The sequence below is a fragment of the Pseudonocardia sp. genome (assembly GCF_025465255.1).
Classification (GTDB): domain Bacteria; phylum Actinomycetota; class Actinomycetes; order Mycobacteriales; family Pseudonocardiaceae; genus Pseudonocardia.
In genome coordinates, this window is sequence record NZ_JAODNI010000037.1 from 1 (window position 1) to 10,698 (window position 10,698).

Below are 10,698 nucleotides of genomic sequence, written 5' to 3' on the forward strand. Positions count from 1 at the left end.
TGCACCCGGTCGAACCCGTGGCGGCGGCGCGCCCGGGCGAGGTCGCCCAACGCTGGCGCTTCCTCGACGGACGTGGCGAGTTCGGGCTGATCTCGTCGGTGAGCACGCCGTTCTGCAGCACCTGCACCCGGGCCAGGGTCACCGCGGTCGGCGAGCTCTACACCTGCTTGTTCGCCGCGCACGGGCGTGACCTGCGCGGCCTGCTCCGGGGCGGGGTCGACGACGACGCGCTGCATGCTGCGATCGCCGCCGCCTGGGGCGCTCGGGACGACCGCTACTCCGAACTGCGTGGCCTGAGCACCGTAGACCTCCCGAAGCCGGAGATGTCCTACCTCGGCGGCTGATATCCGGCTGTGGTGCGGACGCCGGTCAGGACTGTGATGCCGCCGGCCAGTCGATCTTGGCCGGCAGCGCGCGGGTCGCCACCTTTCAGCCGCCATCGCGGCCACGGCCAGGGAAGGCCGTACCGCGGGCGACGCCGTGTATCGGCGGCGGTTAGCCGGTCGTCAGCACGCCAGCGTGGCGTCGAGTCGCATGAGCGGCCACTGCAGCAGCGCCACGGGGTAGGTGTGGACGCGGCGGGGCCAGCGGTGCTGGCCGGCCTGGGCGCCGATCGCGCTATGCCTACAGGGGCCGGTGCCGGCGTCGACGTGGTCGGCGAGCACCTGGCGGGCCAGCCCGGGGACCGCGGTGATGGCACCGTCTCGCTGTCGAGTTCGCCGCCGGCGGCCCGCAAAGACCGGTCAGGCACCCCAACGACCGCGTCGGGGACCACGGCGCCCTTGTCGGCGGGGGGCGGGAGGAGTAGAACGTGTTCCACGGGAACACCGGCAGGCCAAGGCCGGACCAGAGGAGAAGATTCGTCCTCCCGGTCGGCGATCCCCGATTCAAGCACCGGGCACCCACGCGGAGCACGCCGCGACGAGGCTTGAGCGTCGTGGGTCTGCGCAGCAGTCGATGATCGTCTGCTGATGCCGAGACCACCAACACGGCGCCCCGTTCACGCCTGGTAACCCGATCTTGAGTTCTCGGACGTCGCCCCGCCTACGTGCGGGACGACGTCCGATCCGTGTTGGGCCCGGGTGCCAGGCATGCGTCCGCTGCGCAAACCCGAACGCCGAGGCCGGGACGCCGCCTGAGTGGGCGGCCCCCGCTCGATGACCTGCTGCGAACAGCGGACACACCGATACTCGCGACATGGAGATGAACTCGGCCAGATCGACCGCCCGCCCCACCCGGGTCGCAGATCGGCAGCTTCTGACCTGACGTCGGCGAGGGCTTCGAGATCACCCGTTACGGCCCGGGACGGCGGTAGCCAGCGCCGTAACCGGCCGCTGCGCATGATGGGCATCCGGCGTCGGCGGTGCGAGAGTCGAGGCAGGCCGAATCTGCAAGCCCGTGGGCCACCGGGTTCAGCCAGGACACCGATCCGGAGTCGGCCTCGTAGAGACCTCGAGGGTGCGTCGCGAGGGTGTCGGACGGCTGAACGGTGCAGCTGCGTCTCGCCCCGCGCCCTTGCCGTGGGGCGCCGGGGGGTGCACCGTGTTCCGACCGGCGCGGAGGCGGTCGGTGCCGATCGGAGAGCGGCCGTGGGCGACCCTTGGGGATTTCTCGGAACCTCCCGCGAGAACCCGCGGCGCCGACCCGTCCCCCTGCGGTTGCGCGACTGGCGTGAGGTCCACGAGCCGATGCCGGCGGCCCGGCTGCGGGAGCAGGCGGGTCGATGCATGGACTGCGGCATCCCGTTCTGCCACGAGGCCTGTCCGCTGGGCAACTTGATCCCGGAGTGGAACGACCTGGTCCGGCGTGCCGAGTGGCGCCGGGCGCTCGAACGGCTGCACGCCACGAACAACTTCCCGGAGTTCACGGGCGTGCTGTGCCCGGCACCCTGCGAGGCGTCGTGTGTGCTGGCGATCAACGACGACCCGGTCACGATCAAGCAGGTCGAGCTGCAGATCATCGACCACGGCTGGGAGCACGGGTGGGTGGCGGCGCTCCCGCCGAAGGCGCGGACGGGCCGTACGGTCGCCGTCGTCGGGTCCGGCCCGGCCGGGCTCGCGGCCGCCCAGCAGCTCACCCGGGTCGGCCACGATGTGATCGTCTACGAGCGGGCGGACCGGTTCGGCGGACTGCTGCGCTATGGGATCCCCGAGTTCAAGATGCAGAAGCGTCGGCTCGACCGCCGCCTCGAGCAGATGCGCGCCGAGGGCACGACCTTCCGGGCCGCGGCGGAGGCCGGCGTCGACCCCTCCGTCGAGCAGCTCCGATCCCGATCCGACGCCGTGGTCCTGGCCTGCGGCGCCACCGCCTGGCGGGAGCTGTCCGTACCGGGTCGCGCGCTCGACGGCGTCCACCCGGCGATGGAGTACCTGACCTGGGCCAACCGGGTGCAAGAAGGCGACGTGGAGGTCTCGCCGATCACCGCCGAGGGCAAGGAGGTCGCCATCATCGGAGGGGGCGACACGGGAACCGACTGCCTGGGCACCGTCCACCGCCAGCGGGCACGGTCGGTCGTGCTCGTCGACATCCGACCTCACCCGCCCGAGCAGCGCACCGCGGACATGCCGTGGCCGACATACCCCGCGATCTACCGGACATCGCCCGCACACGAGGAGGGCGGCGCGCGCCTGTTCAGCACGGACACCCTCGAGTTCCTCGGCGACGCGGACGGCAGGCTGCGGGCGATCAGGATCGCCGAGGGGTTCCGTGACCACCACAAGCGGTTCCACCCGACGGCCGCGACGGCACGGGTGATCCCCACGCAGCTCGCCCTGCTGGCTCTGGGGTTCCTCGGCGCCGAGCACAGCAGGCTTCTCGCCGAGCTGGGCGTCCAGCTCGACGAGCACGGCAACGTCGCACGTGACGAGAACTTCATGTCCGGTGTCGAGGGCACCTTCGTCGCCGGCGACATGGGCCGCGGTCAGTCGCTCATCGTGTGGGCGATAGCGGAGGGCCGCGCCGCCGCGGCTGCCGTCGACGCCTATCTCACCGGACGAGACGTCCTCCCCCGCCCGATCGAGCCCACCGACGGCCCTATCGCCTAGCCGCCGGTCCGGGTCGCCGCGAACCGGGCGCCGGACCTCGACCAAAGCCCGCCACGAAGCCGCACGCGCCCGGGCCGAGGAGGGCCTCTCCTCGTGCAGCCTCACCCATGCGGTCGGGGACCGGCTGCGGTCGATGACGGCCCCGACCGTGGTGCGGCGGGACGGGATCGCGGAGCTCGTGGTCGGGTCGGCGGGCTCGAACCGGATCCGAAGCGCGCTCCTGCAGGTGATCGCGCACGTCGTGGACGGGCGCATGTCACCGCAACGGGCCGTAGACGCCCCGCGGCTGCATCTCGAGCGGGGCGCGGTGCATGCCGAGCCGGGGATCGACGTGGCGGCGCTGCGGGCCACCGGCCGCCCGGTCTCGGTCTTCGCCGCCCGGTCTCGGTCTTCGGTGGGTGCCAGGCGCCTGTGGGTGATCTGGTCGTGACACGAGATGGGGTCACATGGGGCCCAGCCGAGTGGCTGTAGATGTCGGCGCGTCCACCACAGGCGCAGGTAGAGGCCATGGTTATCGGGTAGCGACCGCCTTGTAAGCGGTAGGTCGGTTCGATCCCGACCTCCGGCTCCTGGACCAGCCAGGTGGCCAGCCGGCTCAGCGGCACGACACTGTTCGGGTTCGCCATGACGAACCCGCCGCCCTGGCGGTGGGTGACGGCCAGCGCCCAGTGCCAGAGGACCACGACGAAGAAGGTGAACGCCCCGCAGCAGGTCGACCGTGCGGTCACGCGTGCCGGGAACGGCCCGCGCCGTCATGGGTCATCCGAACAGCACGACGGCCGCCCAGACCGATCCGGCGAGCGCCCCGGCGTAGCACAGCAGGGTGATCGGTGCCCGCAGCCGCGGGAGCTGCAACCCCTCCGAGAGCGTGTAGCGGAACCGGTGCGCCCAGTGCAGCAGCGCCAGCACGCACAACCCGAACAGTACGATCCGGGTGAGCGGGTGGCCGAGGACCGCCGCCAGATGGGGGTACTCGGGCGGCGCCAGCAGCCCCAGGGGGAACACGACGCCGAAGAGCAGCAGCAGCACCGGGACGAGCAGCGCGGACACCACCCCGCCAGCGCCGAACAGCAACCAGGCCGCCGCCTCCGCGGACGAGCGCCGTGCCGTCATGGTCCGGCCCCCAACACGATCCACGCGACAACCGCGGAGACCACCACCCACGCCGCGAAGTGGCCCGCCGCGACCATCCGGGATGGCACCCGTCGCCCCCGCAGCCGGATCACCATCGCCTGTGGGGCGAGGTTGAACCAGGTGATCGCGTGCAGCACCACGAAGGCCAGCGCCACGACGTTGACCACGAGCAGCCACGGGCTGCTGCCCCACTCGAGGAACGCGTGGTAGGAGCCGCTGCCGCCGTGGACCGCCGCGACCAGCAGCAGGAGGTACACGACGAACCAGGCGACGAACAGGCTGGACAGCTCGCGCAACGCGAACAGCAGGTAGGAGCGGCGGTGCACCCACCAGAGTCGGGAGATCCGCGGCCGGTACGTCCGGGGCCGGGCCGGTCCGCTCGCCCGCTCACCCGGGGTCGAGACCTCGCGCCGGTTCGGCGACGCGTTCGCCAGCTCACTCATCGCGACCCCCGGGGCAGCAGGAGGGATCGCAGCGTCCGCGTCGCCGCGGTCAGCTTGTACCGCTGGATCGCCCCGGCCGGGTCGACGCCCTTCGGGCACGCCGTGGTGCACTCCCCCACGTACGTGCAGGCCCAGACCCCTTCCGCGGTGGCGAGCACGTCCATCCGCCGGTGGGCGCCCTGGTCCCGAGAGTCGAGGTTGTACCGCTGGGCGAGCGCGATCGCGGCCGGGCCGAGGAAGTCCGGTTCGAGGCCGTAGACCGGGCACGCGGCGTAGCAGAGCATGCAGTTGATGCACATGCTGTACTGCTTGTACTCGTCCATCTCGGCGGGCGTCTGCAGGAACTCGACGCCGTCGACCCCCTGCTCGTCGTCCCGCACCAGCCACGGCTGCACCGCGGGCAGCTTGCGCAGGAAGTCGTCGATGTCCACGACGAGGTCGCGGATGACCGGGAAGTTCGCCAGCGGCTCGACCCGCACCGGTCCCGGGGCGTAGTCGGTGAGGAACGTGCCGCAGGTCAGCGCCGGGTCACCGTTGACCGTCATGCCGCAACTGCCGCATATGCCCATCCGGCACGACCAGCGGAACGACAGCGTCCCGTCGAGCCAGTCCTTGATGTAGTTCAGCCCGTCGAGGACCGCCCACTCCTCGCGCATCGGGACCACGTACTCCTGCATCGTGGGCGCGGAGTCGGCGTCCGGCCGGTAGCGGGCGACCTGCATCGTGATGGTGCTGTCTGCTCGCTCCGGCAAGCTCCGCTCGGTGTCCGGCATGCCTTCACCTCCCGTAGACCCGTTCGCCCGGCGGCCATCGGGTGATCGTCACCGGCAGATACTCGACGCGGGGCGCCCCGCCCGGGTCGCGGGAGACCAGCGAGTGCGCCAGGAACCGGGCGTCGTCCCGGCGCGGGAAATCGGTGCGCTGGTGCGCGCCCCGCGACTCCTCGCGGCGCAGCGCGCACGCCACCACCGTCTCGGCCACGTCCAGCATGAAGCCCAGCTCGAGGGCCGCGACCAGCTCCGTGTTGAAGGAGCGGCTGGCGTCCTCGATCGTTGCGTGCACGAACCGGTCGCGCAGGTCCTGAAGCCGGTCGGCGCCCCTGACCAGCGACTCGGTGTCCCGGTAGATCCCGGCGCTGCCCTCCATGGTGTGCTGCATGTCGGTGCGGACGTCGGCGATCCGCTCCCGGCCGGCCCGCCGGGCGAGCAGGTCCCGTTCCAGGCGGCGCCGCTCGTCCGCGATCTGGGCCTGCACGGCCGGCCCAGGGGCCGCGTCGTGCGCGGAGGCGAACTCGGCGGCCGCGATCCCCGCGCGGCGGCCGAACACCAGCAGCTCCGGGAGCGAGTTCGAGCCCAACCGGTTGGCCCCGTTGATGCTCACGCAGGCGACCTCGCCTGCCGCGTACAGGCCGGGGAGCCCGGTGGCGCCGTCGATGTCGGTGTGGACGCCGCCCATCATGTAGTGCTGCACCGGCCGCACCGGAATCAGCTCGTGCACCGGGTCGATCCGCTCGTACTGCAGGCACAACTCCCGCACGAACGGCAGCTTGCTGTCGATCACTGTCGCACCGAGGTGGCGCAGGTCCAGGTGCACGACCGGGCCGTACGGGGAGTCGAGGGTGCGGCCCTTCTCCTGCTCGTGGACGAACGCCTGGGACAGCCGATCCCGGGGACCGAGCTCCATGCTGCGCATCACCGGGGTGGGCGAGGGCGTGCCGAGGTCATAGTCCTGCAGGTAGCGGTAGCCGTCCTTGTTCAGCAGCCACCCGCCCTCCGCCCGGGCCGCCTCGGTGATCAGGATGCCGGTGAACGGCAGGCCGGTCGGGTGGTACTGGACGAACTCCATGTCCTTCAGCGGGGCGCCCGCGCGATAGGCCAGTGCCATGCCGTCCCCGGTCTTGATGTTGCCGTTCGTGGTGAACGGGAACACCCGCCCGCACCCGCCCGTGCACAGGACGACCGCCCGCCCCGTGATGGCCTCGATCCGGCCGGTGGCCAGCTCGATGCCGACCGCACCGTGCACCTGGTTGTCGTCGACCAGCAGCGTCGTGGCGTACCACTCGTCATAGCGGGTGATCCGGTCGTACTTCAGCGAGGTCTGGAACAGGGTGTGCAGCAGGTGGAAGCCGGTCTTGTCGGCGGCGAACCACGTGCGCATCTTCTTCATACCGCCGAACGCGCGGACCGCGACCTCGCCGTCGGGCTGCCGGCTCCACGGGCAGCCCCAGTGCTCCAGCTGCAGCAGCTCGTGCGGTGCCTCCTGCACGAAAGCCTCGACGGCGTCCTGGTCGCACAGCCAGTCGCTGCCGGACACCGTGTCGTAAGCGTGCTCGTCCAGGCTGTCGTCGGTCGCGATGACCGCCGCGGCGCCGCCCTCCGCCGAGACCGTGTGGCTGCGCATCGGGTAGACCTTGGAGACGACCGCCACGTTCAGCAGCGGGTTCGCCTGCACGATCGCGATGGCGGCGCGCAGCCCGGCGCCGCCGCCACCCACCACCACTACGTCGTGGTCCGCCATCCCGCCCGGCTCATTCGGCGTGTTCGGCGGACAGCTCGTTCAGCAGCACCCGGCCGTCGTGCCGGGTGACCCTGGTGCGGCAGCTCCCGTCGTGGAACTGGTGCTCGATCGAGCGGCAGCCACAGTCGTAGGTGACGTCGTCACACCGGATGCCGGAGCCGTCGTCCTCGAAATAGCGGCTGCCGTTCACCCACCTCCCACACGGAGCCTTCTCGTTCGTGAAGGGCGTCTTCGTTCCGATCACGGCCCACCTCCTCGAGGCGCGGGGCCGAATGCCTCATCGGCGGGAGTCGTCGGTGTGGGGGCATCGACCTCGGCTGTGATGCCTGCCATCCTTGATGGCACAGCTCGGCAGCCGAGTCAAGCCCCGAGTCGACCGGCGCCGAGGGAGCTGCCGGGTCCGGGCATTGCGCAGCTCAGCCGGGGACGGCGCGCTGCAGGCCGCCGACGGCTACTTCCGGATCCTCGGCCGGGTGGACGACGTGATCAACGTCGCCGGGCACCGGCTGGGCACCAAGGAGCTGGAGTCGGCCAGCCTGATCGTCGCGGAGGTCGCCGAGGCGACCGCCGTCGCGGTGATCGACGAGGTGCGCGGCCGGGTGGCCGAGATGTACGTCGCACTCAAACTGGGTCAGCGGCCGGACACGGCGATCGAGCGCAGGGTCGCGGAGGCGATCGACCACGAGATCGGCAAGATCGCCCGGCCCAAGCACGTCTGGATCGTTCCGGGCATGCCCAAGACCCGCTCGGGCAAGATCATGCGGCGGGTCATCGCCGCCGCGTCGAACTTCGCCACCGCGCCCTGCTCGTCGTCAACGTCGGGCACCCCGACGTCGGCGACGTGTCCACCCTGGCCAACCCGGAGATCGTCGACGACATCCGCTGCCAGGTGCAGAGCGACAAGAGGTCAGCCGCACGTCGTCATCGAACTCGTCGTACCGCTTGCGTCGCGTCATCGGCGGCGGACCACCACCGGCCGGCGCGGCACGAACCGCAGGTCTACTCGCAGCCGCGGCGGCTGATCGAACGGGTCCGGGCGCTCGTAGAGCAGGCTGCAACGCCGCACATCCTCCGGGGTAATGGCCTCTGGTGGCTTCCCCAGCAACTCGGCCGCGACCTCGATCCGGTCGGCGATCCATGCTTCGATCTCCGGACTCAGGAGATGATCAACTAGACGATGCGCAGGACAGTGCACAAGTTGATCTCACAGGTCGTAGTAGAGCATGAACTCCCAGGGATGCGGGCGCAGGCGGATCTGGTCCAGCTCCTTGCTGCGCTTGTAGTCGAGCCAGGTCTCGATCAGGTCGTCGGTGAAGACGCCGCCCTCGAGCAGGAAGTCGTGATCTGCCTCCAGGGCGTCCAGGACGGCCTCCAGTGACCCCGGCACCTGCTTGACGTCCGCCGCCTCCTCGGGCTCGAGCTCGTAGAGGTCCCGGTCGATCGGATCCGGCGGCTCGATCTTGTTCCGGATCCCGTCGAGGCCCGCCTGCAGCATCGCAGTGAAGGCGAGGTAGGGGTTCGCGGTCGGGTCGGGACAGCGGTATTCGAGTCGCTTCGCCTTCGCGCTCTGGACGTACATCGGGATGCGCACGCAGGCCGAGCGATTGCGCTGCGAGTAGACGAGGTTGATCGGCGCCTCGAAGCCGGGCACCAGGCGGCGGTAGGAGTTGGTGGTCGGTGCGCAGAACGCCAACAGCGCAGGCGAGTGCGCAAGGAGCCCGCCGATGTAGTACCGGCCCACGTCGCTCAAACCCGCGTACCCCGCCTCGTCGTAGAAGATGTTCTGCCCGTTCCTCCACAGCGACTGGTGGACGTGCATGCCCGAGCCGTTGTCGGCGAAGACCGGCTTGGGCATGAAGGTCGCTGTCTTGCCCGCCCTCCAGGCGACGTTCTTGACCACGTACTTGTAGTTCATGACGTTGTCCGCCATGGACAGCAGGGAGGAGAACCGCATGTCCATCTCGGCCTGGCCGGCCGTGCCCACCTCGTGGTGCTGGACCTCGATCGGGATGCCCAGATCCATGAGGGTCAGGGCCATCTCGCTGCGCAGGTCCTGGTGCTGGTCCATGGGGGGAACCGGGAAGTACCCCTCCTTGTACCGAGGACGGTAGCCGCGGCTCCCCGGTTCTCCGGACGCCCAGACGCCCTCGACAGACTCGATGTGGTAGTAGCCCTCGTGCTGGTTCTGGTCGAAGCGCGCCCCGTCGAAGATATAGAACTCCAGCTCGGGACCCCAGTAGGAGACGTCCGCGATTCCGGTCTCCTTCAGATGGGCCTCCGCCTTCCTGGCGACGTAGCGCGGATCCCGAGAGTAGTTCTCCCCCGTCAAGGGGTCGGTGACGAAGCAGTGGATCTGCATGGTGGGCACCTCGCGGAACGGATCCATCACCGCCGTCCGCGGGTCCGGCATCAGGAGCATGTCGGACTCGTGGATCGCCTGGAACCCCCGGATCGACGAGCCGTCGAAGCCGTAGCCCGACTCGAACGCTTCCTCCGTGAGCTCCTCGACGGGAATGGAGAAATGCTGCATCAGCCCGGGGAGGTCGCAGAACCGGAGGTCCACGATCCGGGCGGCCTGCTCCTGCGCGAGCGCGAGGACGTCTTGAGGCGTGTCAGGCATGACCATCTCCTTGTCGCGGCCGGACCATCACGACGCCGAGGACGGCAGACCTGAGCAGGGCTTCCCCCCGGGCACCCGGAACGAGGTGCGGTGTCGCGGGCGCCGAAGATCAATCGCACCCGATCGAGCGCAGCTGGTGCTGCCGCCCGTGCCGCTGCGAGCGCGTGCAGGACGCTGCTGGTGGCCAGTGTCGCGCAGGCGCGCATGCTCGTCCTTCCCGGAGGCTGCCGTCGCTGCGTCGGCGTCAGTCCTACGCCGTGGCCGGTGCCGGCGCTACGGCCGAGCGCGGTAAACATCGGGAGACACGCCCGCGACGTCCTGGTTCAGGAGGACTCCGCAGAACAGAGCGCCGATCTGGACGCCCCTCGAGCCGCGATCTCGTCGAGCGCCTGGGACAGCTGCTCGACCGTGTCGAGCGCGATCCCGAACGCCCGCTCGAGAACGGCTGCGAGGAGTTCCCGAAGTGCAGCTCTCAGCTGGTCCGTCGGAGGCGGAGCTGTGCGGGAGTCGCGGGCTGGACGGGCTCTGTCCGTTCGAGCGGGAGCGACGAGGGCGTCACTCACCGCGGCGCCCGCCCGCGCCCGGCCCGCGGCGGCCGAGCCGCTCGGGCCGGCGTGCCACAGGCGCGCGCCGGACAGCCGGAGCCGGCGCATCAGGCTGCGACGGCGCACGGCACGTTCGTTTGCGATCGAGCACCCGCCGGTAGCCGAGTGCGGGCGAGGGTACGCTCTCCAGGAAACGCCGGGTCGAGCCACAGGGCGGCGTCGAGCCGGGCCGAGGTGGGCGGTGGCCGCGGCGTCGGTAGTGACAGGTGCCGATCACGGCCACCTCGGCCACACCCTCGAGCGCGGAGATCCACCGGGCGCGGCCGCTTGTAGGTGGCAATTCGATCGCGGCAGACCTGCTCGATCCGCAGCGCCCCGGGGCGCGAATGTGAGCG

10 protein-coding genes, 1 tRNA gene and 1 pseudogene are annotated in these 10,698 nt (G+C 70.6%); 5 read left to right on the forward strand and 7 right to left on the reverse strand.

From position 1 onward, the window contains the following. A pseudogene (locus JWP64_RS03905) lies at window positions 1-344 on the forward strand (GTP 3',8-cyclase MoaA); the annotation flags it as partial. A gap of 162 nt (window positions 345-506) precedes the next feature. Here JWP64_RS03905 and JWP64_RS03910 read toward each other — a convergent pair. Then, entirely contained in the window at window positions 507-665 is a 159-nt protein-coding gene (locus tag JWP64_RS03910; RefSeq protein WP_297492341.1) for a hypothetical protein, read from the reverse strand. 924 nt (window positions 666-1,589) lie between these two features. Here JWP64_RS03910 and JWP64_RS03915 point away from each other — a divergent pair. From JWP64_RS03915 to JWP64_RS03925, 3 genes are all read left to right on the forward strand, one after another. Beyond that, on the forward strand, window positions 1,590-3,044 hold the full coding sequence (locus JWP64_RS03915) for a glutamate synthase subunit beta (protein ID WP_297492343.1): 1,455 nt from the start codon (window positions 1,590-1,592) through the stop codon (window positions 3,042-3,044). Between the two features lie 124 nt (window positions 3,045-3,168). Beyond that, entirely contained in the window at window positions 3,169-3,474 is a 306-nt protein-coding gene (locus JWP64_RS03920) for a gamma-glutamyltransferase (RefSeq protein ID WP_297492360.1), read from the forward strand. Between the two features lie 64 nt (window positions 3,475-3,538). Beyond that, window positions 3,539-3,612 (forward strand) — tRNA-Thr (locus JWP64_RS03925). Window positions 3,613-3,803: 191 nt separating this feature from the next. Here the strand turns inward: JWP64_RS03925 and JWP64_RS03930 are convergent. From JWP64_RS03930 to JWP64_RS03950, 5 genes are read right to left on the reverse strand one after another with little or no spacing between them, the layout of a single operon-like run. Further along, window positions 3,804-4,157 (reverse strand): hypothetical protein, encoded by a 354-nt coding sequence (locus tag JWP64_RS03930; RefSeq protein WP_297492345.1) that lies wholly within the window; start codon window positions 4,155-4,157, stop codon window positions 3,804-3,806. Next, on the reverse strand, window positions 4,154-4,621 hold the full coding sequence (locus JWP64_RS03935; RefSeq protein ID WP_297492347.1) for a hypothetical protein: 468 nt from the start codon (window positions 4,619-4,621) through the stop codon (window positions 4,154-4,156). Before JWP64_RS03935 ends, JWP64_RS03930 begins: the two co-directional genes overlap by 4 nt. Beyond that, on the reverse strand, window positions 4,618-5,394 hold the full coding sequence (locus JWP64_RS03940) for a succinate dehydrogenase/fumarate reductase iron-sulfur subunit (protein WP_297492349.1): 777 nt from the start codon (window positions 5,392-5,394) through the stop codon (window positions 4,618-4,620). Before JWP64_RS03940 ends, JWP64_RS03935 begins: the two co-directional genes overlap by 4 nt. A gap of 4 nt (window positions 5,395-5,398) precedes the next feature. Beyond that, on the reverse strand, window positions 5,399-7,138 hold the full coding sequence (frdA, locus tag JWP64_RS03945) for a fumarate reductase (quinol) flavoprotein subunit (RefSeq protein WP_297492351.1): 1,740 nt from the start codon (window positions 7,136-7,138) through the stop codon (window positions 5,399-5,401). A gap of 10 nt (window positions 7,139-7,148) precedes the next feature. Next, window positions 7,149-7,382 carry a hypothetical protein gene (locus tag JWP64_RS03950; RefSeq protein ID WP_297492353.1) on the reverse strand — a complete coding sequence of 78 codons (234 nt, stop codon included), beginning with the start codon at window positions 7,380-7,382 and terminating at the stop codon, window positions 7,149-7,151. A gap of 163 nt (window positions 7,383-7,545) precedes the next feature. On the opposite strand from JWP64_RS03950, the gene JWP64_RS03955 reads away from it, so the two are divergent. After that, a complete protein-coding gene (locus JWP64_RS03955; RefSeq protein WP_297492356.1) occupies window positions 7,546-8,160 on the forward strand; it encodes a hypothetical protein in 615 nt (204 codons plus the stop codon). Window positions 8,161-8,342: 182 nt separating this feature from the next. Here JWP64_RS03955 and glnA read toward each other — a convergent pair whose 3' ends face one another. After that, window positions 8,343-9,758, reverse strand: a complete 1,416-nt coding sequence (gene glnA / locus JWP64_RS03960; RefSeq protein WP_297492358.1) for a type I glutamate--ammonia ligase — start codon at window positions 9,756-9,758, stop codon at window positions 8,343-8,345. Window positions 9,759-10,698 lie beyond the last annotated feature (940 nt).

What these genes read in the sequence shown, in the direction of transcription:
- JWP64_RS03930 (WP_297492345.1), bottom strand. Translation starts at nt 4,157, where the DNA reads ATGACGGCACGGCGCTCGTCCGCGGAGGCGGCGGCCTGGTTGCTGTTC.
- JWP64_RS03935 (WP_297492347.1), bottom strand. Translation starts at nt 4,621, where the DNA reads ATGAGTGAGCTGGCGAACGCGTCGCCGAACCGGCGCGAGGTCTCGACC.
- JWP64_RS03940 (WP_297492349.1), bottom strand. Translation starts at nt 5,394, where the DNA reads ATGCCGGACACCGAGCGGAGCTTGCCGGAGCGAGCAGACAGCACCATC.
- frdA (WP_297492351.1), bottom strand. Translation starts at nt 7,138, where the DNA reads ATGGCGGACCACGACGTAGTGGTGGTGGGTGGCGGCGGCGCCGGGCTG.
- glnA (WP_297492358.1), bottom strand. Translation starts at nt 9,758, where the DNA reads ATGCCTGACACGCCTCAAGACGTCCTCGCGCTCGCGCAGGAGCAGGCC.